The sequence below is a fragment of the Variovorax paradoxus genome, from assembly GCF_009755665.1.
In the GTDB taxonomy this organism is placed as follows: domain Bacteria; phylum Pseudomonadota; class Gammaproteobacteria; order Burkholderiales; family Burkholderiaceae_C; genus Variovorax; species Variovorax paradoxus_G.
In genome coordinates this window covers 4,793,632-4,819,834 of record NZ_CP046622.1, presented here as the reverse complement: position 1 = coordinate 4,819,834, position 26,203 = coordinate 4,793,632, and the positions used below count along the sequence as shown (strand labels likewise).

Sequence of the window (26,203 nt, the reverse complement as noted above, 5' to 3'; positions counted from 1 at the left end):
TCTCGATTGAATTTTTCAGCGCTGCGGCTTGCCGTATTTGCGGTCGTACCACGCGCGCGCCAGTTGCACGCCGCCGCCGCCACCCAGGCCAATCAGCAGAATGCCGAAGATCTCCCGGTTGCCGTAGCCGTTGGCGCCGAAGGCGTCGAGCCCCAGCTGGAGGCCGATCCAGCGGCCAAGCAGCGCACCGGCCACGAAAAGCACGGCCTGGGCAACACCCAGCTTGAGCAGTTGGCCGACGGGATGCGGCTGCTGGCTCACAAGGAAACCTCCGTGCTTCGCACCGCGGTGCGAGTCCCCTTCGGAGCGGCCGGGCGGGGACTCATCGATTGTTCCGCTGCATGAAGACGAGCTTCTCGAACAGGGTCACGTCTTGCTCGTTCTTGAGCAGCGCGCCCACCAGGGGCGGCACTGCAACCTTGTCGTCCTTGCTTTGCAGGGCTTCGAGCGGGATGTCTTCGGCCACCAGCAGCTTGAGCCAGTCGAGCAGCTCGGAGGTGGACGGCTTCTTCTTCAGGCCCGGCAGGTTGCGCACGTCGTAGAAGGTCTTCATCGCAGCCGTGAGCAGTTCTTGCTTGAGGCCGGGGAAGTGCACCGCGACGATGTGCTTCATCGTCTCGGCGTCGGGGAACTTGATGTAGTGGAAGAAGCAGCGGCGCAAAAAGGCGTCGGGCAGCTCCTTCTCGTTGTTGGAGGTGATGAACACCACCGGCCGGTGCTTGGCGCGGATGAGCTCGCGCGTTTCGTAGCAGTAGAACTCCATGCGGTCGATTTCTCGCAGCAGGTCGTTCGGAAACTCGATGTCGGCCTTGTCGATCTCGTCGATGAGAAGCGCCACCGGCTGGTCGGCCGTGAAGGCCTGCCAGAGCACGCCCTTGACGATGTAGTTCTGGATGTCCTTGACGCGCTCGCCGCCGTCCACGTCCTTGAGCTGCGAGTCGCGCAGGCGGCTCACCGCGTCGTATTCATAGAGGCCCTGCTGAGCCTTGGTGGTCGACTTGATGTGCCACTGCAGAAGCGGCAGCCCGAGCGATTCGGCCACTTCCTCCGCCAGCATGGTCTTGCCGGTGCCGGGCTCGCCCTTGACGAGCAGCGGGCGCTTGAGGGTGATGGCGGCATTGACGGCCAGCATCAGGTCCTGGGTGGCAACGTAATTGTCTGAGCCCTTGAATTTCATGAGTGGACGGAAAGCAAATGGAGGAGGCAGGGTGGAGAAAAGAACACACTCGATTCGCTTCGCGCAACCTCTTGGGCGGCTTGCCGGGGGTCTTGGAGGACCCTTGCATATAATCGAATGTTGATTCGAAAAACTGTATCTCCACGAGATTGTGCGCGCAAAATGAACAAGTTGTTGACCACGATGTTTGCCTTCGCTGTCGCTTGCGTGACGGTCTCGGCGCAAGCCCAGCAAGTCACGGGCAAGGCCCAGGACGGTTCCAAGAAGGTGGCGATGTGCGTGGGCTGCCACGGCATCATTGGCTATCAGGCCAGCTTTCCGGAGATCCACAAGGTTCCGATGATTGCCGGCCAGAGCGCCAGCTACATCACCGCAGCGCTCACCGCCTACAAGGGCGGCGACCGCAAGCACCCCACCATGCGCGCCATTGCCGACAGCCTGAGCGAGCAGGACATCGCCGATGTCGCGGCCTACTACAGCCAGCTGGGCCTGAAGGAAGGCGACGCGCCCCCGGCCGCAACGGCCAAGCCCATGCCTGAAAACATCCAGGCCCTGGTGTCGCGCGACAAGGACAACAGCTGCACCAAGTGCCACGGCGCCAACTTCAACACGCCGAACGACGGCACCGTGCCCAAGCTCGCCGGCCAGCACGCCGACTACCTCTTCGTCGCGCTCAAGTCGTACCGCGTCAAGAACAACCTGCACCTGGGCCGTTCGAACGCCGTCATGGCGCAGCAGGTCGAGCCCAAGAAGTTCACCAACGCCGAACTCAAGACGCTCGCCAACTACATCAGCTCGCTCCCCGGCGAGCTCAAGACGGTGCCTGAATCGCGCCTGCACCGCAGCGGCGGCGAGTAAGCAGCCCCAAGGCCCGGCAGCAACCCAGTTGCCTGCCGCGCACGAAAAAAGCCCGCTTCGAGCGGGCTTTTTTGCGCCTGCGGGTTTCCCCGCGGTCAGACGTCGAAGAACACCGTTTCGTCGGCGCCTTGCATGCGGATGTCGATGCGGTAGCTCACCGCGCCGCCGCGCTCCACGCGCTCGGCAATCAGCGTGTGGCGGCGCTCGGCCGGCACGCTGGCCAGCACGGCGTCTTTTGCGTTCGCCTCGGCCTCGTCGCTGAAATACACGCGCGTGAACGCATGCAGCAGCAGGCCGCGCATCAGCACGATCACATTGATGTGCGGGGCTTGGCCCGGCGCTTCAGCGCCCGGCTTCACCGTGTAGAACACGAAGCGGCTCTGCGGGTCGGTGCCCGTGCCGGCGCGTCCGAACGCGCGAAAGCCCATTTCGCGCGCCTCGGCCGGGGTTTGCGGATAGCGGCCTTCGCCGTCCGCCTGGCTGATCTCGACCAGCGCGTCGCCGATCGGGTTGCCGTCGCCGTCGAGCACGCGGCCTTCGAGGCGGATGCGCTCGCCCGCGGCGTTGTCCAGCGCCACGGCGGCGTCGAAGGGCTGGTTGAAGTCGTAGCCGTACTGCGTGGCAGTAAGGCCGTAGGCGAAGTAGGGGCCCACCGTCTGGGAGGGGGTCTGGCCGAAGTCGGCTTCCTGGGCGGTCATCAATGGCATGGGAAATCCTTTCAGCGGTTCTCGAACGGCGTTTCGTCGGCGCCGCGCAGCACGATGTCGAACTGGTAGCCCAGCGCATAGCCCTCTTCGGTGATGTCGAGGCTGAAATCGGCGATGAGGCGGTTGCGGTAGCGCTCGGGCGTGCCGGTGATCATCGGGTCGTACTGCAGCAGCGGATCGCCGGGAAAGTACATCTGCGTGACCAGGCGGCTCGCAAAGCTCTGGCCGAACAGCGACAGGTGGATGTGCTGCGGGCGCCAGGCGTTCGGATGGTTGCCCCACGGGTAGGCGCCGGGCTTGATGGTGAGAAAGCGGTAGCGGCCCTCGCTGTCCGTCAGGCAGCGGCCCGCACCCAGAAAGTTGGGGTCGAGCGGCGCGTCGTGCTGGTCGACCTTGTGCACGTAGCGGCCCGAGGCATTGGCCTGCCACAGCTCCACCAGCGTGTTGGCGACCGGGCGGCGGCGCTCGTCGAGCACCTGGCCGGTCAGGATCATGCGTTCGCCCAGCGGCTCGCCGTTCTTGCGCGCGTTGCGCGTCAGGTCATGGTCGAACTCGCCGATGCTGTCGTGGCCGTAGACCGGCTGCTGCAGCTCGCCCAGCGAGGCCTTCAACGGAACCAGCGGCTTTTGCGGGCCGCGCTTCACGGTGGACTTGTAGCCGGGGTAGACGTAAGAGGGGTGGGCCTCCCAGTCGCGCGGCGTGAGGATGGCCGAGGGGGTCTTGGCCTTGGTGTTGGTCAACATGTCGTTGTCTCCTGTCGTGGGGACGGATCGAATCCGGAACCCGGACTTTAGAAGTCCCGTCCGATGATGTAAATTGAAGATTGATTCGTTCTGAATAACCAACGGTAATTGAAAAACACCGCCGACCTACGCCAGGATTTTGTGCGCAACGTGCAGCTGCGCCACCTGCGCTGCCTTGTCGCGGTGGCCCAGGAGCGCCATCTGGCGCGCGCCGCCGAGCGGCTTTCGCTGAGCCAGCCGGCGGTTTCCAAGACGCTCTCCGAGCTTGAATCCATTGTTGGCACACGCCTGGTCGAGCGCAGCAAGGCCGGCCGGCGCGGCGTGCAGGGGCTCGCACCCGCCGGCGAGCAACTGCTGGCCCATGCGCTGCGTGTGCTCGAGGCGCTCGACGCCAGCGCCGAGGCGGTGGCGCCCGCCTCGGGCGAGCGCGTCGAGCGGCTGCGCATCGGCGCGCTGCCGAGCGTGGCGCCGGCCCTGCTGCCCATGGCGCTTGCGCGCTTTCGAGAGCGCTGGCCCGCGGTTCAGGTGATGGTGAAGAGTGCCGCCAACCCGGTGTTGCTCGATGAATTGCGCGCCGGCGAGCTCGACCTGGTGGTCGGCCGCATGAGCGACCCGCGCCTGATGGGCGGGCTCAGCTTCGAGCTGCTCTACACCGAGCCGCTGGTGTTTGCCGTGCGAGCCGGCCATCCGCTCGCGGCGCGTCCCGCCCGGGCGGTGTCGGTGCAGGCGGTGCTCGCCTATCCGCTCGTGGTGTACGGCGAAGGCACGATTCCCCGCCACAACACAGAAAGCTTCCTGTCCGCGCGCGGCCTGGCGCTACCCGCCAACGCGCTGCAGACGCTCGACGTTGCGGTGGCGCGCGGCCTGCTGGCGGTGTCCGACGCGGTATGGATCACTCCCCTGGGCGCCGCGCGCGGTGAACTGGCCGACGCGCGCCTGGTCAGGCTGCGCATCGAAACCGCGGGCACCGACGAGCCCGTGGGACTGCTGCTGCGCAGCGAGGCCGAGCCTTCCGCCCTGCGTGGCGCCATGGCAGCCCTGCTGCGCGAGGGCGCCAAGCAGCAGGGGGCGCTGCCTTCCCGAAAGGCCGGCTAGTCCTTGGTTGCCCGGCGCTGCACGCAGGCTACGTAGCTGTCGCCATCAGGCGGGCGGCCGGCGCGCTGGCTCTCCCACATCATCTGCCCGAGGCATTCCATCGCCTCGTGATGCGCATCGAGCAATGAGCCGCGGCGCGCGGCCAGCAGCTCGACGGCCTGGCGGATTCCGCGCGGCTGGTCGATCGAGCATTGCTCGCTGATCGACAGATGCATCGACAGATGCAGGAACGGGTTCTCGCGGCCGTTCGCGCCGTCGTACACGCGCGCCACCGCCGCGTCGGCATCGGCCAGGTCTTCGTGGTATTCGGGGTGCGCGTCGATCCATCCCGCGGCAATCGTCTCGAGGGCTTCCATCGGCCGGCCTTGCCGGTGCTTCGCATACACGTCGCAGAAGAAGCGGCGCACGTCTTCCTGGGAGGGATTGAACATATCTATATGAGGGACCGAAAAAGAGAAGAAGAGGGGAGAAGTCCGCGTGTGGACGGGCTCTGAACGCGCCCGATGTTCCGGTAGCACGACGTTACATCGTTACGTAACGAATGGCCAAAAGACCCCCGCGACGGCTGTTTTCGGCCGGATATTTTGACCCGGAAAATAAAAAAATAGCCATGTAAATCAAGGAGTTGCGTCGTTTGTGATGCGGCGGCGAACAGCTGTTAACGATTTGGCACGCCAGTTGCCCCTGTACATGCATCTTTTGTCACAGAGGCCAACCATGAACGCACCCCAAGCATCGACCGTTTCGACCGAAGGACCCGCCGCCAGTGGCGTGGCTCCCGTGGTCATTGCCCAAGCCACCAGCATGCCGCTCGGCGCTCCCGCCGCAGCCAGCTCGATGGCGCCCGCCGCAACCGCGGCGCCTGCCGGCATTGGCACATTGTCCAATGCTACGCCGGGCGTTGCCGTGATGCGCGAAGGCGTCCGCATTCCGGTGGAGGGCAACCAGACATTGATGGCGGGCGACCGCGTGATCGTTCCCGAAGGCGGCCAGGCCAACGTGCTGTTCCCAGGCTCGGCCGCCAACAAGGCCCCGCTGGCCGGCGTCTTTACCGGCGGCACCGACGCCACCATCGGCTCGACCAAGCTGCCCGGCGGCCTTGAACAAGTGAACGTGGATGTCGCCTCGGGCGACCTGCAGGTGACCCCGCCTGACAGCGACGCCGATGCGGCCGCGCTGGCCGTCACGAAGAAGGTCGCCGCAGGCGGCGGCCTCGGCCTGGGCGAATTCGCACTCGGCGCACTGGGCGCTGCGGCCCTGGGTGCCGCACTCGGCGGTGGCGGCGGCGGCGACGGTGGAACGATTCCGTTCTTCGTCGGCGGCGGCGAGACGGATGCCGATGCGGATGCGGACGCCGACGCGGATGCCGATGCGGACGGCGATGCCGACGCGGATGCGGACGCCGACGCCGATGCCGATGCAGACGCCGATGCCGATGCCGATGCCGATGCCGATGCAGACGCCGACTCGGACTCCGATGCCGACGGCAATGGCCTCCTCAACCCCGGCGACAACCTCCTCGAAGGCGCAGTCGGCTCGACAGACGACAACCTGGGCCTCGGTGGTTCTCTCAACCCGGTGCCGGGTGTGATCGACAGCACCACCGACCTGGTCGATGACTTGGTGGCCCCGGTGTTCGGCGAGAACTTCACACGCGACGATCCGAACCAGTTCGACCCGGTGGACGATTTCGCCGAAACCGTTGTCGACGGCGTGGGCGGCGTTGCAAGTCCCGTCGTAGATGCCCTTCTGGGTGAAGGCGCCACCGATGCGCTGGTCGGCCAGGTCGACCATCTCACGGACGCTCTTCAGAATGGCCTGGACAACCTCGTGGGCGAGGACGGCATCCTGAGCGGCGCAACCGCGGCCCTCGGCCTGGACGGCGTTCTTGAAGATGTCGTCGGCGACTGCGGCGTGCTCGGCAACGTGGTCGAAGGCGTGCTTGGCGACGGCAGCCTGGTCACCACCCTTGTGAGCGAGGACGGCCTCGTGGGTGGGCTTCTCGCGGAGGACGGTGCCCTGGGCAACCTGATCGGAGAAGACACCGCCGTGGGCGGCCTGTTGAACAACGTGCTGAGCGACGACGGCCTGGTCGGCGGCCTCCTGGGTGACGACGGTTTGCTGGGCGGCGTGCTCGGTGGATCGCTCGGCGACGACGGCCTGCTGGGTGGTGTGCTCGGCGGCGACGGCATCGTGGGCGGCCTGCTGGGTGACGGCCTGGTGGGTGGACTGCTCGGCGGAGAGGGCACCGCGGCCGGCCTGCTGGGCAGCGAAGGCCTGACCGGCGGTTTGCTGGGTCAGGAGGGCGTGGTCGACAACCTGCTCGGCGCGAACGGCGTGTTCGGCGGGCTGATCGAAGACGGTCCGCTCGGTGGGCTGCTGGGTGGGGAAGACGGGCTGCTCGGTGGTTTGACCGATGGCGTGCTGGGCGGCGTTCTCGACAGCGAAGGCTTGGTGGGCGGCTTGCTCGGGAACGACGGTCTGCTCGGTGGTACCGGTCCGCTGGGCAGCCTTCTTGCCGAAGACGGCCTGCTCGGTGGCGACCTCCTTGGCGGCGATCTGCTCGGCGGTGACCTGCTGGGCGGTGTGCTCGGCGAAGACGGCATCGTCGGCAACCTGCTCGGCGGCGACCTCCTTGGCGGCGATCTGCTCGGCGGCGACTTGCTGGGCGGTGTGCTTGGCGAAGACGGCATCGTCGGCAACCTGCTCGGTGGCGACCTCCTTGGCGGCGATCTGCTCGGCGGTGACTTGCTGGGCGGTGTGCTCGGCGAAGACGGCATCGTCGGCAACCTGCTCGGTGGCGACCTCCTTGGCGGCGATCTGCTCGGTGGCGACTTGCTGGGCGGTGTGCTCGGCGAAGACGGCGTCGTCGGCAACCTGCTCGGTGGCGACCTCCTTGGCGGCGATCTGCTCGGCGGTGACTTGCTGGGCGGTGTGCTCGGCGAAGACGGCATCGTCGGCAACCTGCTCGGCGGCGACCTCCTTGGCGGCGATCTGCTCGGTGGCGACTTGCTGGGCGGTGTGCTCGGCGAAGACGGCGTCGTCGGCAACCTGCTCGGTGGCGACCTCCTTGGCGGCGATCTGCTCGGCGGTGACCTGCTGGGCGGTGTGCTCGGCGAAGACGGAGTCGTCGGCAGCCTGCTCGGCGGCGATCTGCTGGGAGGCGACGTCCTCGGTGGCGACCTTCTCGGCGGTCTCCTGGGCGATGAGGGCCTCGTGGGCAGCTTGCTCGGCAATGGCGGCCTGCTTGGTGGCGGGCTGGGCGACACCAACCCGGTTGCCAACATCCTGGACCCGGTCCTCGACGCCGCAGGTTCCGTCGGTGAGACGCTGGAGCCGGTGGTGGCCGCAGTGTCCGAGGTGGCCGAGCCGGTTACCGACATCCTGGCCGGCACGGCCCCGACGCTCGCGCCGGTGGTCGAAACGGTCGCCGGCCTGTTGGACAACGTGGAACAAGCCGCACCGATCGTCACCGATGTCGTGACCCCGATCACGAGCCTGGTCGATCAGGCAGCCGGCACCGGCAGCGTTCTGACTCCGGTCACGAACATCCTGCACGGCTTGCTGGGCTAAGGAACAAGGGCAGCAGCAGGAGAAGAAGAAAAAGCAAAAGCAAGGGGCAGGCTTCGCCGGCCTGCCCCGCGCAAAAAGGACCGAACATGAAAAACACTTCCCGGATACTGGCCGTCGTCGCACTGGGGGCAAGCCTTGCCGCCTGCGGAACAGGGCCCAAGAGCGGACGCGAAGACGCGACGTACTACTACTCGAACAAGGCCACGCCGGTGGCCAAGGTAGAGCCGCCTCCGGCCGCTGCGCCGGTGCAGGAGAGCCCGGCCGCATCGAAGATCGTGTACTTCGATTTCGACAAATACGACATCAAGGCGCAGTACCGCAGCGTGGTGGAAGCGCATGCGAACTTTCTGCGGAACCGGCCTGCCAGCAAGGTGATGATCGAAGGGCACACCGACTCGCGCGGCGGTCGCGAATACAACCTTGCGCTGGGCCAGCGCCGGGCCGAATCCGTGCAGCGCGCGCTCACGCAACTCGGCGTGCCGGCCGAGCGCATCGAGGCCGTCAGCTGGGGCATCGAAAAGCCTGCGTCCGCTGAAACCACCGAGGAGGGCTACCAGCTCAATCGCCGAGCCGAATTCAGCTACCGCTGAAATCCGGAGATCTGCGATGCCTTCGAGGGGAGCTTCCGGTCCGCTGCGTCAAAAGCACGAGAGCACATGACGGGCGGGATCGGTCTCCCGTATTCGATCGGGGCCGAATGATGTCCTTCTCCGACCAGCTCCATGCCTGCCACGAGCGCCTGGTCTCGGTATGCGCGGCGCTGCCGGCGCCTTATCCGGCGTTCACGCTTTTCTTCTCGGTCAGCGATGGGTCGCAGCGTGCGCACGTGGTGCATGCGCGCGCGCCCGAGTTCGAGACCGCGTGGCGCGAAGGCGCCGGCATCATCGCGCGCTGGGTGCGCGAAAACGGCATCGTGTCGCCTTGGCTGCGCATCGACTGGGTCGAGGGCGCAAGCCCCATCGAATGGGCCCAGTTCAAGGCCCAGCTCGCCGCCGTCAAGCGCAACTACTTCCGGCTCGGCCTGGCATTCGACAAGAACTTCGAGACGGCATTCACCGAGCAGGAGCTCAATGCCAACGCCATGCTCTATGCCGATTCGTCCATCGCGCATGCGGTGGTGAACATGCGCAACTTCGAGAGCTACGCCCAGGCGCGCTTCGCACGCACGCTCCTGCTCGACCTGCCGGCGGACAGGCCGGTCTACCTGCTGGCCACCGTGGGTGTTTTTTGCCAGTCCGACTGCGTGGTGCACAAGCTGGTGGGAACGGGGCTCGACGCAGGGCGGCGCCAGGCGCCCGCGCTCACCCCGAATTCGGCGCTCGACCTCGTGCGCAGCGGCGCGTCCTATCTCGCGCGGCAGGTCCAGGCCGACGGGCGGTTCGCCTACGGCTATTTCCCGTGCTTCGACCGCCGCATTCCGACCTCCGACCCCACGCGCCATCCGAGCGTGCTCCACGCCATGATCGAGGCGTGGGAGCTCACGCGCGAAGACAAGCTGCGGGCCGCCATCGACCGCGCGCTGAACCATCTGTCGAACGGGCTCATACGGGGCTACAGGCTCGCGGACGGCAGCGAAGCCGCGTTTCTCGTCGAGGCCGGTGATGAGATCAAGCTGAGCGGCAACGCGGCCTGCGTGCTCGCGTTGGCGAAGTATTGCGAGGCGACCGACACGCGCCACTGGCTGCCGCTGCTCGAAAAGCTGGCGCTGGGCATCGTGTCGATGCAGGACGCCGACACGGGCCGCTTCAACCACGTGCTGCATGCCGCCGACCTGACGGTGAAGCAGGCCTCGCGCGCCATCTATTACGACGGCGAGGCGGCCCTGGGCCTCATGCGCCTGTACGGCCTCACGCGCGATGCGCGGTGGCTCGCAGCGGTCGAGAAGGCGTTCGAGCATTTCATCGCAAGCCAGCACTGGCAGGCGCACGACCACCGGTTGAGCTGCTGCGTCAACGAGCTCACGCGCTGGAACCCGCAGGAAAAGTACTTTCGCTTCGGCCTGCAGAACGTCGCGGGCTACCTGGACTTCGTGCTCGACCGCAAGACCACGTTTCCGACGCTGCTCGAGCTCATGCTGTCCGCACAGCAGATGCTGCAGCAGCTCGAGGGCATGCCCGCCATGCGGCACCTGCTCGAAGAACTGGACACCGAAAAATTCCACCGCGCGCTCGAGTACCGCGCGCACTACCTGCTCAACGGATTCTTCTGGCCCGAGATGGCGATGTACTTCCGGCGGCCGTCCACCGTTGCCGGGTCGTTCTTCACCCGGCATCACGCCTTCCGGGTGCGCGTGGACGACGTGGCGCAGTACGTGTCGGGCCTTGCGGCCTACCACCGCTACCTGCTCGAGCGCCGCGCATTGCCCGCCGCCGGCAGTGCCCGGGACGACGGCGCCGCGTGGAGCGCGAACGAGATGGCGCGCGTCACAGGTGGCGAATGGGTCGTGCGGCCGGAGGAGGGCTGGCGCGCCACCGGCGTGACGCAGCGCTCCTTCCTGCGCAAGGGGCGCGTGGTGTTCGAGCACCAGGTGCGCCCTTCGAAGACACCGCTGGCCGCGGTGGCGCTCAAGGGCGTCTTGCAGCCAGCCGCCGCGGTGCTGTGCACCGATCCCGCGCCCCACCTCGACAAGCGCGTGCCCGTGCTCCAGGTGCCCGACGTGCAGCAGGCGGTGCTGGCGCTGGGCGCACATGCGCGCACCGGGTTCGGCGGGCGCGTATGCGGCGTGCTGGGCAGCGGCACAGGCAGCAGCACCGTGGCCGCGATGCTCGCCAATGCATTGGCCGTCTGGGGTGAAGTAGGCCGGCCCGAAGGCAACGTCAGCCTGCCCTCGGGCATTGCCTGGAACCTCACCTGCATGCCGCGGCACGCCGCCTACTGGGTGCTAGAGATGGGCTCGCCGCACATGCTGGCTTCGGCGCAGCTGGTGCGCCCGATGCTGGCGGTGGTCACGGGGCTTTCCGCGGCTGCGCAAAAAACGCGCGGCCCATCGGAGGCCGCCGCGCGCCTGGACAGCCGCGTCTTCCAGGGCATGGCACCTGGCGACGGCGCTGTTCTGAACCGCGACATTCCCGAGTTCGCGACCTTTGCAGAGGCTGCGATGGCGCAGCAGCTCCAGATCGTCACGTACGGCGAGCACAAGGACGCCGACGTGCGGCTGCTCGCCTTCGACCACGGCGAGGTCCAGGCCCTGGTGCTCGGCGAACCGCTCCAGCTGCGGCTCAATGCGCCCGGGCGACACATGGGCTCAAGCGCCGTGGCCGTGCTCGCGGCACTGCAGGCCATGCGCCTGAAGCTGGCCGCCGCGGTGGAGCCCTTCGCCCATTTCGAACCGTCGGGCGGGCGCGGCGCTCTGCACACCATTCACATCGGCGGCGGCAGCTTCAAGCTGATCGACGAGACCTACGACGCCAACCCGAGCTCGATGCGCGCCGCGCTCGAGCTGCTGTCGCAGGCGCCCTGCGAGCCGTCGCGCCGCGTGGCGATCCTCGGCGACATGCAGGAGCTCGGCCCTGCCGCGCAGCGGCATCACCTCGACCTTGAGCCGGAGCTGCTCGCATCGCAACCCGACCGCGTGCTGCTGTGCGGCCCGCTCATGCGGGGACTGCATGCGCGCATCCGCACCAAGGTCCGGTCGCACTGGTTCGTCGATGTGTCCGATTTGTCGACCGCACTCGGAAGCCTGCTGCAGCCGGGGGACTGGGTGCTGGCCAAGAGTTCCGCAGGCGTCGGCCTGTCCCGGCTGGCCCGGGTTTTGAAAGCACTGCCATGAAATTCAGCGCGTATCTGCCACTGCCCATTCAACGCTATCCAGCAAAGGCGGCAGCGCCCGCCCGCCGCTGGTGGCTCGGCTGGCTGCAACTGCTCGGCGCATGGCTTCTGTGCATGTTGCTGTGCGCCAACATCGCCTTGGTGCTGGCCAAAGGACTACCTATGGATGACGCCCGCCAGGGGGCCAGAAAACCCGCAGATTGCGTGGCCGCCGAAGGTCTCCTGAAGCCCGTCGCTGCCCTCGGCGGAACGGCAACCCAGGAGGCTGCGCGAGCGCTTCGATGCCGCGGCGTGTAAGGGTAGATTTTGCTTGTAACAGCCGGGTAACAGTTGATAATCATCGAGGCGTGACTGCCCGACGGATCGGCCATTTCCCATGATCAAGTTTCTCTTGCCCAGCCAGCTGGTTGCCGATGCGCCCGAAGAGCCGGGCGCGAGTCCGTACGCAGGTGCGCTGAACAAAGCCTTTCGCGACGCCTATCCGCTGGTCAAGAGCGCGGCCTGGCGCTCGCTGCCCATCAGCCTTTTCGGCTTGCTGCCGTCGATCTTCCTGCTTCAGGTGTATGACCGCGTGCTCTCGCGCGGCGGCATCTCGACGCTGGCCGCGCTGGTGAGCGGCATCTTGTTTTTCCTGTGCCTCGAGTTCTGGTTGCGCGCGCGGCGCTCGCGCCTGCTGCGCAATGCGGGCGCCATCATCGACCACGGCGTGTCGGGTGCGCTGCTCCATTCGATGCTGAACCGGCCGTTGCGTGCGCTCGAAGCGCGGCCGGCGTCGATCTGGCACCAGTTCTTTCGTGACGTGGCTTCGGTGCGCGGCACGGTCAGCGGCGGCCTGGCGCAATCGATCTTCGATCTGCCGATGGCGATCTTCGCGCTGGTGGTGATCGGCATCGTCGCCTTGCCGGTATTGCCGGTGGTGGCTTTGTTCCTGGGTGTCATGGCCTTCCTGGCCTGGTGGTGGGCCGACGAGGTGCGCACCGGCCGGGTGGAAGAAGTGCAGCGCGGGCGCGGCCTCGACCGCATGACCTCCGAGATCTGCAATGCGCGCGAAACGCTCAAGACGCAATCGAACGACGGCCCCACCATCGAGATGTGGCGTCAGACCTACAACGCCTGGCTGAGCGAAAGCTTCAGCAAGAACGGCCAGATCGAATCCGCGCGCGACGGCACCACCGTGCTGCTGACGGTCTTTTCGGTGATCGTGGTGACGGTGGGCGCTGTCTCCGTGATGCAGCAGTGGATGACGGTGGGCGGCCTGGTCGCCTCGAACATGCTGGCCCTCAAGGCACTACAGCCGGTGGCGGGCCTGGTCTCGAGCTGGCGTTCGCTGGCCGCCGCCAAGGAGGCGGCCAAGCGGCTCGAGAAGGTGCTTTCCGAGCCGGTCGAAAAACCGCCGAGCGGCATGACGCTGCCGCAGCCGCTGGGCCGCGTGACGTTCAAGGACGTGAGCTTCAGCTTCACCGAGGCCGCGCAGAAGCCGGTGCTCGAGAACGTCGACCTCGACATCGGGCCCGGCGGCCTGCATGTGGTCGTCGGGCGCAACGGCGCCGGCAAGTCGACACTGGTCAAGCTGCTCTCGGGCCTGTACACGCCCACGCGCGGGGTCATCAGCATCGGCGAGTACGACCTTTCGCAGTTCGGCCGCGAAGAGCTCTCGCGCTGGATCAGCTATCTCTCGCAAGAGGTGTACTGGTTTGGCGGGCCGCTGATCGACACCATGCGCCGCACGGCCCCGGGCCAGAGCGACGAGCAGGTGGTGGCGGCGTGCAAGCTCTCGGGTGCGCACGACTTCATCTCGAAGCTCCCCGACGGCTACCGCACCGTGGTGGGCGAAGGAGGCACGGGCTTTTCGGTAGGCGAGCGGCGCAAGCTGGCGCTGGCCATGAGCTTCTTGCGCAAGCCCTCGGTGCTGGTGCTCGACGAGCCGAGCAACGACCTCGACTTTCAGAGCGAGCGCACGCTGCTCGCCACGCTGCTCGCGGTGGCCAAGGTGCGCACCGTGGTGGTGGTCACGCATTCGCTGCGCATCGTGTCGGCCGCCACGGTGGTCTATCACGTCACTGGGCAGGGCAATGTCGAACAGGGAACGGCCGCCGTGATGGTGCCAAAGCTTTTCGGCGTGAAGAAGCCGCTGGTGGCGCTGACCGATCCGGCCGCGGGAGACAGCGACGCCGATGCGCACTCGCTGGGCGCCGCCGCGGCGAACCGTTCCATGGCTTGAGCCAGGCGATCAAAGAACAAACAGGGACCGCGACTTGAAATCAGATCTGCCGCAGATACTCCAGGACGAAGAGCACAAGCGCGCCGCGCATGCATCGCCGGAGGGCCGGCGCCGACAGTGGGTGATCGGCGGCGTGGTGGCCGTGCTGGCCGTCGTTGGCCTCGGCTTTCCGATGGAGACGGTGGTGGTGGCGCCCGGCCGCGTGATTCCGTCGGACCGCGTCAAGTCGATCCAGCATCTGGAAGGCGGCATTGTCAGCAACGTGCTGGTGAAGGAAGGCGACCGCGTGAAGCAGGGCCAGTCGCTGGTCGAGATCGACCTGGGCGGCAGCGGCCTTAATTTCGAGGAGCTCACTGCGCGCCACGCGGCCACGCAAGCCACCCGCATCCGCCTCATGGCCGAGAGCCGCGGCAAGCCGCTCAAGCGCGAGAGTTTCGCGGCCGACATCGACGAGAGCGTGCTCGACGGCGAAACCGGGGCGTATGAAGCACGCGCGCTCGAGCAGCGCGGCGTGATGGCCGGCGCGGTGTCGGGGCTGGAACAGGCGCGCAGCAAGGAGCTCGAACAGCAGGCCAAGGTCAAGGGCCTGAACGACCGCCTGGCGCTGATGCAGAAGGAACTCGAAATTTCGGAGCAGCTGCTGGCCGAAAAACTGGTCGGGCAGGTCGAGGTGCTCGAAAAGCGCAGGCTGGTCGAGGGGGTGCGAAGCGAGCTGGCCGCGGCACGCCAGGGCGCCATTTCCGCCAGTGCGGTCATTGCCGAGGCACAGGCCAAGATGGCCGAGGCCGAAGGGCGCTTCCGGCGCCGCGCCTCCGACGAACTGGCCACCGTGGAACGCCAGTTCGCAAGCCTGAGCGAAGACCTTGCGCGCGCGCGCACCCAGCGCTCCCGCACCATCGTCAAGGCGCCCGCCGACGGCATCGTCAAGGGCCTGCGCAGCGCCAGCCCCGGCTGGGTTATCAAGCCCGGCGAGGCCATCATGGAAGTGGTGCCCGACAAGGACGAGGTCATGATCGAGGCGCGCCTGAATCCGAACGACCGCGGCTTTGTCGAAGTGGGGCAGGCGGCGCGCGTGAAGATCACCGCCTACGACTACCTGCGCTACGGCGCCATCGACGGCAAGGTCACGCTGGTGGCCGCCGATGCCGACCGCGATCCGGCTGTTGCCAATGCAGCGCCTTACTACCGCATCCTGGTCGGCACCGGGCAGGCCTATGTGGGGCACCAGGACAACCGGGTCACCGCCGGCATGGAGTCCGAGGTCGACCTGAAGGTGGGAACCGATCCGTTCATCTGGTACATCCTTCGTCCCGTGCTCAAGCTTCGGCGCGAAGCGTTTCGCGAACCATGAGGGGCAGCAAATCGGCAGGCCCGCGCCGCATGGGCCGCGGCGTTCTCTGCGCAGCGCTGTGCGCGAGCTTCGCGCTGCCGCCGGGCGCCGCCTTCGCGCAGGAGCCGCCCGCGCAGCTGGTGCCGGCACGCCGCCTTTCCACCCCGTCGATCGGCGCTGCAAGCTATGCCCAGCGTGTGAAGCAGGCGCTGGTCGCGCTCTCGCAGGAATACCCTGAAGTGCAGACTGCGCAGGCGGCCGCCAACACCAGCAGCTTCAGCGTGGACGCTGCCAAGAAGGCGCGCTTTCCGCGCTTCAAGATGGGCACCGCCTCGGGCAACTACAACAGCGGTGCGGCCAACGCCAAGACCGAGAACTACACCGTGCTGACCGCCGAGGCGCGCGTGAGCCTGATCGACGGCGGCGCCATGAGCGCCGCGGTGCGCGCGGCCGAAGCCGGCAACCAGGCGGACGACGAGGCGGTGGTGACCACGTCGCAGAAGGTGGTGCTCGATGCGCTGACCGCCTACCTGCAGGTGCAGCGCTTCGACCTGAAGAAGCAGATCGCACGCAAGTCCACCGAGGTGGTGGCCGAGCTGTCGAAGGCCGAGGCCCGGCGCGTTGCGCTCGGCGCCGCGGGCGAGAACGACCTGAACATGGCGGCCGCGCGCCGCGCCAGCGTAGCCGCGCGCGAATCCGACTTTCAGGCGCAGCGTGATGAGGCGGTGGCCAAGTTCAACACCTACTTCAAGTTCACGCCCAATACCGATTCGCTGCCCGTGCTCGCGGCACCCACGTTCTGGCGCATCGCTTCGCATGAAGAAGCCCTGCGCCGCGCCGAGGAGCGCAGCACCGAAATTGCCGAAGCCAAGGGCCGCGTCGCACGGGCCCAGGCGCTCGTCGACCAGCAGGAGGCCAGCATCTACCCGACCGTGGACGCGGTGTTCGTGAAAAGCAAGGACCCGCGCGGCGTGTCGCCGCAAGACCCGACGCGCGCGGCCTTCGAGCTGAACTGGAACTTCGGCAATGGCTTCGACCGCCAGTTGCGCCTGAAGTCCGCGCTGGCCGAGGTTGCCAACCAGGAAGCCAAGCTCGAAGGCGTGAAGCTGAATCTGCTGGAGCTCACATCGGCCTCATGGGCGCGCACTGTGTCGGGCCGAGAGCGCGAGCGCCAGCTGATGGAGGCCGTCAGCACATCGGGCCAGGCCTTCCGCGGCCGGCGCCGCCTGATGGAGTTCGGGCGCGAGACTTTGCCCGCCGTGCTCGACGCGCAGCTCGACTACTACAACCTGCTGTTCGACTATGTCGATGCCGTGTTCGACCTGCGCATTTCGGAGCTGCGCCTGGCGCGCACCACCGGCGAACTGCGCATCGACCCCGAAGCCAGCAACGCGTGGATCGACCGCATCTTCGGCCCGCCGAGCCCGCCGGCGCTGAGCGAGGACGGCCTGCTCACCGCGCTGTGCATTTCGAGCAACGCAAGCTGCGCCAGCGAACCCGTTGTCGATCGCGGCGCCGCCGCGGCAGCGGCAAACCCGCCGCTGCGCCGGAGCGCCCGCCTGGCGGAGCGCTGAGGGGCGGAGAAGGGCTCAGGCGTCCTCGGGGATGCCTGGCTCTCCGTCCAGGATTTGATACTTGCGCATCTTTTCCCACAGCACCTTGCGGCTGATGCCCAGATGCTGCGCGGTGTCCTGGCGCTTCCAGTCGTTGATTTCCAGGGCCGCGATGATGCGGTTGCGCTCGCTGCCGTTCCATCCCTTGCGGTCGCCGCTGGCGTCGAGCGCCGCGCCGTTGGCGCCTGCGCCGTGGCCGTTTCTGTCTGCCGCGTTGGGCGAGGGGGTCGGCGTGCCGCGCGTCAGTGCAATGGCGCGCTGGATCAGGTTCTGGTCCCATGCATGCAGCTGCCGCGCAATCACGCCCACCCGCTCGGCCAGGTTGCGCAGCTGCCGCACGTTGCCGGGAAAGTACGTTTCCGCCACCGCATCGCTCAGCCAGTGCGGCGTTTCACCCAGCGCCTCGAGCTCGTCGCCCAGCACATTGGCAAGCAGCGCCTTGAAGATCGCGATCTTGTCGATCTCGCCGCGCTCTTCGAGGCTGGGCACATGCAGCTCGATCACCGCGAGCCGATAGAACAGGTCGGCGCGGAACTCGCCGCTCGCGACCATCTCGCGCAGGTTGCGGTTGGTGGCGGCCACCAGCCGAAAGTCGACCCGGACCGGCGCCGTGGCACCCAGCCGCGTGACCGCGTTGTCTTCCAGCACGCGCAGCAGCTTGACCTGCTGGTACTTGGGCAGGTCGCCGATCTCGTCGAGAAACAGTGTGCCGCCCGTCGCCTGCTCGAAATAGCCGCGGTGCGCATGCACCGCGCCAGTGAACGAGCCCTTGGTATGGCCGAAGAAAAGCGACTCGAACAGGCCGTCGGGAATGGCGCCGCAGTTCACCGCCACGAATGCGCCCTTGCTGTAGTGCTGGTGCCCCAGGTGCAGCTGCTGCGCAATGCGCTCCTTGCCTACGCCTGTTTCGCCGCGCACCAGCACGCTGTGGTTGCAATCGGCAAAGGCGGACACTTCGGCAAGCAGTGATTTCATCGCGTCCGAATGCGCCACCAGCACGTCGGGCGCCTGCGGCGCCACGTCGCGCGCCCGCAGCTGCCGCACCAGCTTTGCCACCATGGTGCGCAACTCGGCACAGGTGAAGTCATATGGCAGAACGTGCAGGTACTCCGGCGGGTAAGTGCGCGAGTCGCGCTCGCGCGAAGCCGCCGCCACCCAGATCACCGGCATGCCCTGCAGCAATTCGGTCGCATGGGCCAGCGCCCCGCTATCGATGACCGTGACGCTGATGATGGCAACCGACGGCCGAAGCGCAGTGCCGCGCTCCTGCTGCGGCGCCGGCATGCCGTCGGCCCGGATCACCTCCACGTCGAAGCTCGCCATGCACCGCGCGATACGGTCGAGGATGTCGGCCTTGCCTTCCCAGACAAAGAGGTCGAGTTCGTCGAAATTGGGAGGAGCGCTCATGGCAGGGGAATACGTATATCAATAGACAAGCTCGGCACCCCGGTTGCAGGAAAGGCGAGCCCCGACCTCGGCTTTCGCGAGATCGATGCCGAGCAAGTCCAGAAGCAGGTTGACTGCGGGGTCGAGCAATGGGAAGAGCGCATCCGTGATGATGGTCTGTATGGTGTTGAGCAGGCCACTCACCAGGGTCAAAGTGCCGTTGAGGAGCGGTCCGAGGATGCCGGTGGTGTCGCTCTTGTACGGCTTGGTGTCGATGCCAGCGAGTTGAGAACCTAGGCTCTGGACTAGCGCCTGCTCGCTGATCGGCTGAAATGATGGATCAGGGCCGACGCCATCGTAAGGTGGAGCGTCAATCTCGGGCAAATTCGCAGCCGCCGGTGCCGCATAAGTCAGGGTATTGCTAGTCGCGCCTCCTCCGCTACTCGGTGGATTGATGGCTAGTCCCAGGCCGGCGATGATGGTTTTTTGGGCACTCGTTTCATCATCTACATAAGCGCCGCTAACGGTCCTCCATTTTTTCCCCTGGCATTCGCCCAAGCCCAAGGGAGGACAAGTATCAAACTTAGCTTCGCGATAACCGATCTCAAGGAGTTCAATTGGATCCGCATGGACAGGCAGCGATGTAGAAAATGCGTTAGAAATTTTCCCAACATGTAGCCGGACAACGTTCGTGTCTGCCTGTACAACCAGTGACTTGGCGTCCTCCGTTCCACAATCGTGATCGGTAATGAGAGCGGAGCCGTTGCCGGCACTTATGCTGATATCGATGGGACTTTGCAGTGCAGTTGTGTAGACGATCTTCTGCGGCGGACACGCAGGCTGCAAAAAATTCCCGCAGCCAAGCGCTGCTTGAAGAAGGTCAACGACAAGGCCTTGCAGGTTCAGAGTTAAAACGCTCTCAAGAAACCCGATGATTGGTGCCAACGCCTGAACGGCGGCCAATGCAATATTGGAGACGACATCAGTCAGTCCACTTAGATTAAGAGACAACAGGACTCTGATCTGTGCCGTCCGCACATAAATCTTGTTGGGATCGTTCACACCCAGACTTGCATCGATCAAGGAAGGATCCCCGACCGCTGAAACCTGCGGTGGCTCGATCGCACGAACCTTGGCGGTGATACCGGCGACCCCGGGAACATTCACCGGAAGATCGGCTGCCAGCGCGTTCTTTCCATTCGCAAGTTGCACCACACCCTGAACGAGTTGAAAGAGCTGCAGGTCGGACTGCAATCCCGCGGCCTCCGTGCCTGTAGCAATGTTCAGCAGTTCACCGACGGTGAGCGGCTGGGGCGACCCGGCCGATGCTGTCAGAAGTTGCTGCAACGTCTGCACCGCAATACTGGTGCTCGTGCCCCCGCGTTCCATGACCGTGATCATGCTCTGCAGAAGGATGCCGGCGTTCACATTGGTGCCAAGCACTTCGTCGTAGTTGGCAGCATTGATGTTGAGATCCAGCTTGAGCTGGTCGAGGAAATCGAGCAGCTTGATATTGGTGTCGAGCAAACCTTGCCAACCGCCGACAGACACATCGACGGCACCCCCGAGCATTCCGCCAAAGAGGGCGTTCAAGATCGACGAACGCTGGGGGTCGATGGCTGCGATCGTGCTGCGGATACTCAGTGAAGCGAGTGGCTGTTTCTTGGCCGCGAGCGCTTCGACGCTGATGGCAGAAGACTGGTTGCCCGGCAGATTCGGCAGCAGGGGTGGTGCGGTCCTGGTGAGTGTTACGCGCACGGCATTGAGGATCTGCCCGCTCTCGGGTGTGCCAAAGTGAAGGGGCGCTGGGCGCAAGGTCGGGTCCCAGTTGCCGCATTGGACTTCTGCTGCTGTGATCGGCGCCATCAGTTGGGGCATGTTTTGCCCGCCGTTCGCAACTGCTGCGGTTGTTGCCTCGCCGCAGCTTGCGGGTAGCAAGGCCTGCGCACCCGCCAGCGCAGCAAGATCGGCAGTCTTCTGAAGCTCGCGTTTCAGAAAGAACATGTAGCCCAACTCAACGCCGACAAGCACGATGACCACAAGGCTCAACGCGATGACCGAAGTGATGACCACCGACCCGCGTTGCCGCCGTGCTGTTCTTCGACTGAATGCGCGCATTGTTCGCATCTGTTTATGACGAGGATCTGGCGGCCGTGGCCTTGCCAAGCAGGTGCTCGGGCATCCAGCTTCCGGTCAGCGGAACGGCCGGCAGCAGCGGGTTTTCGCGGTAGGGGTATGTCACCTTCACCGCGATTTCTCCAGGCGAAACAGTCACTTCAGGGGACGCCATCTTCGCCCGAAGCCAAGTCTCTTTTGAAGAAGGCGCGCTGCCTGCGGAAGCGGGGGTAATCGTCGAGAGCGCCAGAGACCGATAGACCGCCGTTCGAACATTCGTTTGCAGGTCTACGGCCGGCGTGTCGCTGCGGAAAGACTGAGCAGCTCTCGCGCCGTCTTCTGCCGCGCGAGAGACGACTTGCTGAACGTAGAGAACGCCGCAGAACGTCACGAGGCCATAGATGCCGAGGAACAGAACACCGAAGACGAGTGCAAACTCGATGGCGGCAACGCCTCGCTGGCGGCGAGCCATGGTCCGTTCGAGCTTGAGCCGGCCGGACTTCACAACGACCTCCCGTCGAGCAGCATGCTGGCCTGGCCCGCGATCCTGGTGGGGACAGCAAAGCTCGGGAACGCGGGAAACAGCGTGTCTATCCCACTGACGGCGACGGTCACGACCACCTGGCACCGGTTGTTCCATTCCGGGCCGCAAGGGGGCGCCGCCTGCGAGCAGTCGTCCGTTCCAGCCAGGCAGATTCTTGCCTCGACATTCCGGTTCGCTTTCAGGCCCGCGGGCAGCCAGTCGCTGCGCTCTACGGCAATGTCGTTTGCCTTGGTTTTTCTGGCTTCAAGGTTGATTTGATAACGCAGCCCCGCACGCGCACCGTCTTCCGCCGCGTTCTGCAGGCTCATGCGCATCGTCAACAAGAAGCCATAGCAAATCACCGCGTACAGCAGCGCAAAGATGATCAGGAACACGAACGCAAACTCGATCGCGTACACGCCGTGTTGGGCGTGTCCGGGCTTTGCGTGGTTGCGTGTTTCCATGGTGGTTCTCTTTGCGCGGCGAGGGTCGGCGTTTTGCCTATCGGCCTGCGGAAGAGGAGGCGCCACCGCCGCCCTTCGACTTGGACACCGTGGAGCCAAGGTGCTCGGGAATCGGATGCTCGAAGCTCTTGATGTAGCGCTCATAGCTGCGGCTGGCGATGCTGCCGGCAATGGGCCGGGGTGTGCGCGAGGCGATTTCTCCGCTGCGTTGCCAGGCGAGCAGGCTCTGCGTCGCGTCGCCCATGAGCAGCGGCGGCGGCGATTCGAACTCTTCGGCCTCGGCCTCGGCTTCGACCTCCCGCGCCTCCTGCGCTTTCAGCGCCTCCGCGGGTTGCGACGCCGGCGGCACGGCTTGCGCCGAGACTGCGGTCGCCATGAAGAAGAGTGCGGCTGTCAACGCGATCCGCTCGGCAAGCTGGTGGTTCATGGGGTACCTCGCGAGGTCGAGTTCAGTGAAAGCGGCGCTTCAGGTGCGGAGGCCGAAGGGTTGGTCTGGCTCGCGGTTCTCATGCCGCCCGCGCCTGTCCATCGGGACGGCTTGAGCGCAAGGGGCGCCACAGCAGCGTCGATGCGAGTTCCCGCCGCTGCGGCAGCAGCAACCGGTGCAGGCAGCTTGCCCGAGGCGCGCATCTGCAGTGCGGCCTGGCGCACGGCAAGGCGTGTCGGCTGGGGCATGCGGTGGGCATCCATCAGCGCTGCCGCGCGCTCGGGCTGGTTGGTCACTTCGAGATAGAGCGCGAGATTGGCTTGCGCCTGGGTGCTGTCAGGGCGCAACTGCAGGGCCTGCATCAGCGGCAGCCGCGCTTCCTCGATCTGGCCGGCGCCCAGGTGCGCATAGCCGAGATCGCTCAGCAGCAGCGCATCGGTCGGGGTGCGGCGCTGCGCTTGCGCAAGCAGCTGGACCGCCTCGGCATAGTTGCCGCGCATGCCCGCCAGGAGCCCCAGTCCACGGTAGCCCGCGCTCGCCAGTGGCGTGGCCAACAGGCGCTTGTAGGCGGCTTCGGCAGCCGCGGTCTGCCCGGTCTGGCGCAGCGCCTCGGCGCGCGTGCGTGTGGATTCGGGCGACACGCCCCACCGCTGTTCCAGCGCATCGATGTGCGCGAGCGATGCAAACCACAGGTCTTCCTTCTGCATCTGCTCGACGAGCTTGAGATAGGTGGCCTGCGTGTCCACGGCCGCGCCGGCCTTGGTGTCCGCCGCGGCCTCGGCGGCCATGCGCTGCTGCGCATCGGTGCTGGCGGCGTACTGGTCCTTGGGGCCGGCGCAGCCGGCAACGGCAAGGGCCGCGGCCGCGGCGCAGGCGATGGCCAGCAAGCGGCAAGCAGGGCGCGGGCTTGCGCAAAAGTCGAGTGGCTTCATTTGGCGGCGGCTCCCAGTGAACGGAAGATGGCAAGAAAGGCTGGCCCCGCAGTAACGATGACCAGCGCCGGCAGCAACGTGGTCACCATCACGGCGGTCATCTTCACGGTGATCTTTCCGATGCGTTCCTTCATTTCGGAACGCCGGTGTTCGCGCAGCCGGTCGCTGAAGACGCGCAGCGGCTCCTGCACGGCGCCGCCGTGCTTGTCGACCTGCACCAGCAAGGACACGAGCCCGCGGAGGTTCTCGTTCTTGTGCAAGGTTGCAAGGCGCTGCAGCGAATGTTCGCGGCTGCGGCCTCGGCTGTACTGGTTGTTGGCAAAGGTCAGCTCGTAGCCGAGCACGCGCAGCACGTGCGAGAAGTCGCTGGCCATGATCTGCAGGCTCTGGTCCAGGCTCAGCCCCACGCCTTGCAGCAGGCGAAGCAGGTCGATGAACAGCGGCAGCTCCTGGTTCACCCGCTCGCGGCGCTTGGCGGCAATGCGGCCGAGCACCCACTTGGGCGCCATGAAGCCGATGACGAACGCGGCGGCAAGCACGATGGTGACAGTACGCTGCGGACGGCCGGCGCTCCACAGCACATAGGCGGCAAAGGGAAGAAGGAACGTGAAGAAGATGCGGGTCACCAGAAACACCAGCTGCGCCCGCTTCGAGGAAAAGCCGCATTGATCGATGAGGTTGCGGTCCTCGTTGGCCACGAGCGCGCGGCCGATGCGCGAGTCGAGCCAGTGAAACGGCAACTCGATGTCCGGCTTTGCCGGGGCGTTGAACACGTCGGCCGCACCGGCGGACGCCGCGGATTCGACCGGCGCCGTGGTGACCTGCTGGATGGCGCGGCCGATGACCTTGCCGCTGCGCGAGCGCCGCAAGTCGGCCGCGATCAGCGCGCCGGCACCGGTCATCAGGCCCAGGGCCAGCAGCGCCAGGCTGATGATCGCCAGCTGGTTGGTGGTGAAGGTCATGTGAGTTTCGCCAGCCGGTAGAGAAGCGCCGCACCGAACAGCTGAAAGCCTGCGGCTGAGAGGACCATCATGCGGCCGGTCCCGTCGTTCCACATTCCCATGAAGTAGCCGGGATTGGTGAGAATGAAGAAGGCGCCCACGCTCACAGGCAGCAACCCGAGAATCCAGGCGGAAAGCCGCGTTTCGGACGACAGGGCGAGCAGCTCATGCTCGGCTTGCTCGCGATCGCGCATGAAGTTGCCCACGCGCTCCAGCAGCAGGTCGGAGCGTCCGCCGTAGCGCACGCCAAGCCCGAGGATGGACGCCAACAGGAACATTTCCTCAATGCGCACGTTGCTGGCCGTCTGGTGCAGGGCGCGATCCAGATCCATGCCCGCGCGCACCAGCGATGCCGAGCGCTCCAGCTGGCCGCGCAGCGGCGCCTCGGTGGTGGCAATCGCAAGCTGGAACGCCGCCTGCGTGGAGTTGCCGATGGTGATCAGCCGCACCATCGCGTCGATGTACGCGGGCAGCTGGCTCACGAGCTTGCGGCGGAATTTCTGCAGCCGCAGCCAGACCCCGAAGGCTGCAAGAAGAACCAAGAGCGCGAGCGCGCTCAGGCCCGACACCCAGCCGGCAAGCAGGCCGGCGAGTGCGGCCGCCGCCACGATGACGGCCAGCCCCAATGCGGCCGTGCGCGGAGCAACCACGCCTATGAGCCATTCGGGCAGGGCCTTTTCAAGCAACCCTGCGGGTGCGGCGGCCGGAGTGCCTGCGTCGGCGTTGAGCCATGGGTCCGAGGTCACGCCCGCCATGAGGTTGTCATTGGCCGGGTCGCGCAGCGGGATGGGCATCGGCACCGGTGTGCCCGCGGCCGTACTGGCCTGGATCTGCTGGTTCAGGTGCCGCGCCGCGGCCTGGCGTGCCTGGCGGCCCTTGGCCCATTGCCACAGCAGCAACCCCGCGGCTGCGAACAGCAGCGCAAGGCAGGCCACGGCGAGCAGCATTTCACGCACGGCTGTTGTCTCCCTGCTGCGCGCGTGTCAGCGACTGCCTGAAGCGCGTGATCTTGGGTGAATGCGGCGCAATGCCCAGCGATATCCAGCGGTCGCGCTCCTCGCCGTCGGGCGACGTGATGGGCTCGTAGCGGTAGAGCTCCTGCATGGCCACCACGTTGTCGTTGACGCCCGTGACTTCGCTCAGCGAGAGGATGCGGCGCTGCCCGTTCGAAAGGCGGCCGATCTGCACGATGAAATCGATGGCATTGGCAATCTGCCGGCGCAGGCTCACTTCGCTGCCCTGGTAGCCCGCAAAGCCCGCGAGCATTTCAAGGCGATACAGGCATTCGCGCGGCGAGCTGGCGTGGATGGTGCCCATCGAGCCTTCGTGGCCCGTGTTCATCGCCTGCATCATCTCGATCACTTCGGCACCGCGCACCTCGCCCACGATGATGCGGTCGGGCCGCATGCGCAGGCTGTTGCGCAGCAGGTCGCGGATGGACACCACGCCGGTGCCGTCGAATCCGCCCGGGCGGCTCTCGAGGCGCACCACGTGGCTGGTGCCGAGCGAAAGCTCCGCCGTGTCTTCGATGGTGATGACGCGCTCTCGCGGCGGGATGAAGGTGGCCAGCGCATTCAGCAGCGAGGTCTTGCCCGAACTGGTGCCGCCGCTCACAAGAATGTTGCAGCGTGCGCGAACCGCAATCTCCAGCAGCTGCGCCATGCCCGCGTCGAAGGTGCCGAGCTTCACCATGTCGGCCGGCGTGAGCGGTTCCTTGCGGAACTTGCGAATGGAAACCGAGAGCCCGTCGATCGCGAGCGGCTCGATGATCACGTTGATGCGACCGCCGTCCGGCAGGCGCGCATCGACCATCGGATTGGATTCGTCCAGCCGCCGGCCGAGCGGCGCGAGGATGCGGCGCACGATGCGCATCACGTGCTCGGCATCGGCAAAGCGCACCGTCTCGCGCTCGAGCATGCCGTGGCGCGACACGTACACGTTCTGGTAGCCGTTGATCAGGATGTCTTCGACGGCCGGATCGTTGAGCAGGTCTTCCAGCGGTCCGAAGCCCGCAAGCTCCTTGGTCAGCGCGTCGGAGATGAGCTGCATCTCGCGGTCGTTGATCGGCACACGGCGCAGCCGCACGAAACTGTCGACCTCCAGTTCGACGAACTGCTGGATGGATGCACGCGACCAGCGGCCGAACTCTGCGCCGAGCTCTTCGATGCGGCTCAGCAGATGGTCGTGCGTCCAGCTCTTGATGTCCTGGAACTGCTGGGAGTTGATGAACGCCTGGTCGTCGTCGGCGAATTCGAGATCGTTGGACATAA

23 protein-coding genes are annotated in these 26,203 nt (G+C 66.1%); 9 read left to right on the top strand and 14 right to left on the bottom strand.

The window, feature by feature from the left end; all coding sequences use genetic code 11:
• Positions 1-15: 15 nt before the first annotated feature.
• Both GOQ09_RS22515 and GOQ09_RS22510 read right to left on the bottom strand, forming a co-directional pair.
• The gene (locus GOQ09_RS22515; protein ID WP_157615888.1) at positions 16-261 is read right to left on the bottom strand and encodes a hypothetical protein; all 246 of its coding nucleotides are present in this window, start codon (positions 259-261) and stop codon (positions 16-18) included.
• A gap of 61 nt (positions 262-322) precedes the next feature.
• Entirely contained in the window at positions 323-1,177 is an 855-nt protein-coding gene (locus GOQ09_RS22510; RefSeq protein ID WP_157615886.1) for an AAA family ATPase, read from the bottom strand.
• Between the two features lie 162 nt (positions 1,178-1,339).
• Here GOQ09_RS22510 and GOQ09_RS22505 point away from each other — a divergent pair, with 162 nt between their 5' ends.
• Positions 1,340-2,035: a c-type cytochrome gene (locus GOQ09_RS22505; RefSeq protein WP_157615884.1), complete on the top strand. Its 696-nt coding sequence runs from the start codon at positions 1,340-1,342 to the stop codon at positions 2,033-2,035.
• Positions 2,036-2,130: 95 nt separating this feature from the next.
• On the opposite strand, the gene pcaG is transcribed toward GOQ09_RS22505, so the two are convergent.
• Positions 2,131-2,742, bottom strand: a complete 612-nt coding sequence (pcaG, locus tag GOQ09_RS22500) for a protocatechuate 3,4-dioxygenase subunit alpha (protein WP_157615882.1) — start codon at positions 2,740-2,742, stop codon at positions 2,131-2,133.
• Between the two features lie 11 nt (positions 2,743-2,753).
• Positions 2,754-3,485, bottom strand: coding sequence for a protocatechuate 3,4-dioxygenase subunit beta (gene pcaH, locus GOQ09_RS22495; protein ID WP_126747138.1), 732 nt, complete (start codon positions 3,483-3,485; stop codon positions 2,754-2,756).
• A 108-nt stretch (positions 3,486-3,593) separates the two neighbouring features.
• Between pcaH and GOQ09_RS22490 the strand changes: the two genes are divergently transcribed.
• Positions 3,594-4,580: a LysR substrate-binding domain-containing protein gene (locus tag GOQ09_RS22490; protein ID WP_157615880.1), complete on the top strand. Its 987-nt coding sequence runs from the start codon at positions 3,594-3,596 to the stop codon at positions 4,578-4,580.
• On the opposite strand, the gene GOQ09_RS22485 is transcribed toward GOQ09_RS22490, so the two are convergent.
• Entirely contained in the window at positions 4,577-5,011 is a 435-nt protein-coding gene (locus tag GOQ09_RS22485; RefSeq protein ID WP_157615878.1) for a DUF1841 family protein, read from the bottom strand. The two genes, GOQ09_RS22490 and GOQ09_RS22485, sit on opposite strands and share 4 nt — an antisense overlap.
• A 286-nt stretch (positions 5,012-5,297) precedes the next feature.
• On the opposite strand from GOQ09_RS22485, the gene GOQ09_RS22480 reads away from it, so the two are divergent.
• The 7 genes from GOQ09_RS22480 to GOQ09_RS22450 all read left to right on the top strand — a co-directional run bounded on the left by GOQ09_RS22480 (position 5,298) and on the right by GOQ09_RS22450 (position 17,046).
• Positions 5,298-8,153: a hypothetical protein gene (locus GOQ09_RS22480; protein WP_157615876.1), complete on the top strand. Its 2,856-nt coding sequence runs from the start codon at positions 5,298-5,300 to the stop codon at positions 8,151-8,153.
• Between the two features lie 86 nt (positions 8,154-8,239).
• Complete coding sequence (gene pal, locus GOQ09_RS22475) at positions 8,240-8,743, top strand: peptidoglycan-associated lipoprotein Pal (RefSeq protein ID WP_157615874.1); 504 nt, start codon at positions 8,240-8,242, stop codon at positions 8,741-8,743.
• A gap of 107 nt (positions 8,744-8,850) precedes the next feature.
• Positions 8,851-11,922, top strand: coding sequence for a glutamate ligase domain-containing protein (locus GOQ09_RS22470; RefSeq protein WP_157615872.1), 3,072 nt, complete (start codon positions 8,851-8,853; stop codon positions 11,920-11,922).
• Entirely contained in the window at positions 11,919-12,218 is a 300-nt protein-coding gene (locus tag GOQ09_RS22465) for a hypothetical protein (RefSeq protein WP_242630920.1), read from the top strand. The genes GOQ09_RS22470 and GOQ09_RS22465 overlap by 4 nt, the downstream gene beginning before the upstream one ends.
• A 79-nt stretch (positions 12,219-12,297) precedes the next feature.
• Positions 12,298-14,142: a peptidase domain-containing ABC transporter gene (locus GOQ09_RS22460; RefSeq protein ID WP_157615870.1), complete on the top strand. Its 1,845-nt coding sequence runs from the start codon at positions 12,298-12,300 to the stop codon at positions 14,140-14,142.
• A 34-nt stretch (positions 14,143-14,176) separates the two neighbouring features.
• Positions 14,177-15,493: an HlyD family type I secretion periplasmic adaptor subunit gene (locus GOQ09_RS22455; RefSeq protein WP_157615868.1), complete on the top strand. Its 1,317-nt coding sequence runs from the start codon at positions 14,177-14,179 to the stop codon at positions 15,491-15,493.
• The gene (locus tag GOQ09_RS22450; RefSeq protein WP_157615866.1) at positions 15,490-17,046 is read left to right on the top strand and encodes a TolC family protein; all 1,557 of its coding nucleotides are present in this window, start codon (positions 15,490-15,492) and stop codon (positions 17,044-17,046) included. The genes GOQ09_RS22455 and GOQ09_RS22450 overlap by 4 nt, the downstream gene beginning before the upstream one ends.
• A 15-nt stretch (positions 17,047-17,061) precedes the next feature.
• Here the strand turns inward: GOQ09_RS22450 and GOQ09_RS22445 are convergent, their stop codons facing one another.
• The 9 genes from GOQ09_RS22445 to GOQ09_RS22405 are packed head-to-tail and all read right to left on the bottom strand — an operon-like array spanning position 17,062 to position 26,201.
• Entirely contained in the window at positions 17,062-18,492 is a 1,431-nt protein-coding gene (locus tag GOQ09_RS22445) for a sigma 54-interacting transcriptional regulator (RefSeq protein WP_157615864.1), read from the bottom strand.
• A gap of 18 nt (positions 18,493-18,510) precedes the next feature.
• Positions 18,511-20,544, bottom strand: coding sequence for a TadG family pilus assembly protein (locus tag GOQ09_RS22440; RefSeq protein WP_157615862.1), 2,034 nt, complete (start codon positions 20,542-20,544; stop codon positions 18,511-18,513).
• A gap of 58 nt (positions 20,545-20,602) precedes the next feature.
• The gene (locus tag GOQ09_RS22435; RefSeq protein ID WP_242630919.1) at positions 20,603-21,058 is read right to left on the bottom strand and encodes a TadE/TadG family type IV pilus assembly protein; all 456 of its coding nucleotides are present in this window, start codon (positions 21,056-21,058) and stop codon (positions 20,603-20,605) included.
• 29 nt (positions 21,059-21,087) lie between these two features.
• The gene (locus GOQ09_RS22430; RefSeq protein WP_157615858.1) at positions 21,088-21,573 is read right to left on the bottom strand and encodes a TadE/TadG family type IV pilus assembly protein; all 486 of its coding nucleotides are present in this window, start codon (positions 21,571-21,573) and stop codon (positions 21,088-21,090) included.
• A gap of 37 nt (positions 21,574-21,610) precedes the next feature.
• Entirely contained in the window at positions 21,611-22,000 is a 390-nt protein-coding gene (locus GOQ09_RS22425; protein ID WP_157615856.1) for a DUF3613 domain-containing protein, read from the bottom strand.
• Positions 21,997-22,932 (bottom strand): tetratricopeptide repeat protein, encoded by a 936-nt coding sequence (locus tag GOQ09_RS22420; RefSeq protein WP_157615854.1) that lies wholly within the window; start codon positions 22,930-22,932, stop codon positions 21,997-21,999. The genes GOQ09_RS22425 and GOQ09_RS22420 overlap by 4 nt, the downstream gene beginning before the upstream one ends.
• Positions 22,929-23,894 carry a type II secretion system F family protein gene (locus GOQ09_RS22415; protein ID WP_157615852.1) on the bottom strand — a complete coding sequence of 322 codons (966 nt, stop codon included), beginning with the start codon at positions 23,892-23,894 and terminating at the stop codon, positions 22,929-22,931. The genes GOQ09_RS22420 and GOQ09_RS22415 overlap by 4 nt, the downstream gene beginning before the upstream one ends.
• Positions 23,891-24,880 carry a type II secretion system F family protein gene (locus GOQ09_RS22410; RefSeq protein ID WP_242631151.1) on the bottom strand — a complete coding sequence of 330 codons (990 nt, stop codon included), beginning with the start codon at positions 24,878-24,880 and terminating at the stop codon, positions 23,891-23,893. Before GOQ09_RS22410 ends, GOQ09_RS22415 begins: the two co-directional genes overlap by 4 nt.
• A gap of 1 nt (position 24,881) precedes the next feature.
• On the bottom strand, positions 24,882-26,201 hold the full coding sequence (locus GOQ09_RS22405; protein ID WP_157615848.1) for a CpaF family protein: 1,320 nt from the start codon (positions 26,199-26,201) through the stop codon (positions 24,882-24,884).
• Positions 26,202-26,203: the final 2 nt, after the last annotated feature.

Coding starts and splice junctions, on each gene's coding strand:
- GOQ09_RS22510 (WP_157615886.1), bottom strand. CDS start 1,177: ATGAAATTCAAGGGCTCAGACAATTACGTTGCCACCCAGGACCTGATG.
- GOQ09_RS22505 (WP_157615884.1), top strand. CDS start 1,340: ATGAACAAGTTGTTGACCACGATGTTTGCCTTCGCTGTCGCTTGCGTG.
- pcaG (WP_157615882.1), bottom strand. CDS start 2,742: ATGCCATTGATGACCGCCCAGGAAGCCGACTTCGGCCAGACCCCCTCC.
- pcaH (WP_126747138.1), bottom strand. CDS start 3,485: ATGTTGACCAACACCAAGGCCAAGACCCCCTCGGCCATCCTCACGCCG.
- GOQ09_RS22485 (WP_157615878.1), bottom strand. CDS start 5,011: ATGTTCAATCCCTCCCAGGAAGACGTGCGCCGCTTCTTCTGCGACGTG.
- GOQ09_RS22480 (WP_157615876.1), top strand. CDS start 5,298: ATGAACGCACCCCAAGCATCGACCGTTTCGACCGAAGGACCCGCCGCC.
- pal (WP_157615874.1), top strand. CDS start 8,240: ATGAAAAACACTTCCCGGATACTGGCCGTCGTCGCACTGGGGGCAAGC.
- GOQ09_RS22470 (WP_157615872.1), top strand. CDS start 8,851: ATGATGTCCTTCTCCGACCAGCTCCATGCCTGCCACGAGCGCCTGGTC.
- GOQ09_RS22465 (WP_242630920.1), top strand. CDS start 11,919: ATGAAATTCAGCGCGTATCTGCCACTGCCCATTCAACGCTATCCAGCA.
- GOQ09_RS22460 (WP_157615870.1), top strand. CDS start 12,298: ATGATCAAGTTTCTCTTGCCCAGCCAGCTGGTTGCCGATGCGCCCGAA.
- GOQ09_RS22450 (WP_157615866.1), top strand. CDS start 15,490: ATGAGGGGCAGCAAATCGGCAGGCCCGCGCCGCATGGGCCGCGGCGTT.
- GOQ09_RS22445 (WP_157615864.1), bottom strand. CDS start 18,492: ATGAGCGCTCCTCCCAATTTCGACGAACTCGACCTCTTTGTCTGGGAA.
- GOQ09_RS22435 (WP_242630919.1), bottom strand. CDS start 21,058: ATGGCTCGCCGCCAGCGAGGCGTTGCCGCCATCGAGTTTGCACTCGTC.
- GOQ09_RS22430 (WP_157615858.1), bottom strand. CDS start 21,573: ATGGAAACACGCAACCACGCAAAGCCCGGACACGCCCAACACGGCGTG.
- GOQ09_RS22425 (WP_157615856.1), bottom strand. CDS start 22,000: ATGAACCACCAGCTTGCCGAGCGGATCGCGTTGACAGCCGCACTCTTC.
- GOQ09_RS22420 (WP_157615854.1), bottom strand. CDS start 22,932: ATGAAGCCACTCGACTTTTGCGCAAGCCCGCGCCCTGCTTGCCGCTTG.
- GOQ09_RS22415 (WP_157615852.1), bottom strand. CDS start 23,894: ATGACCTTCACCACCAACCAGCTGGCGATCATCAGCCTGGCGCTGCTG.
- GOQ09_RS22410 (WP_242631151.1), bottom strand. CDS start 24,880: ATGCTGCTCGCCGTGGCCTGCCTTGCGCTGCTGTTCGCAGCCGCGGGG.
- GOQ09_RS22405 (WP_157615848.1), bottom strand. CDS start 26,201: ATGTCCAACGATCTCGAATTCGCCGACGACGACCAGGCGTTCATCAAC.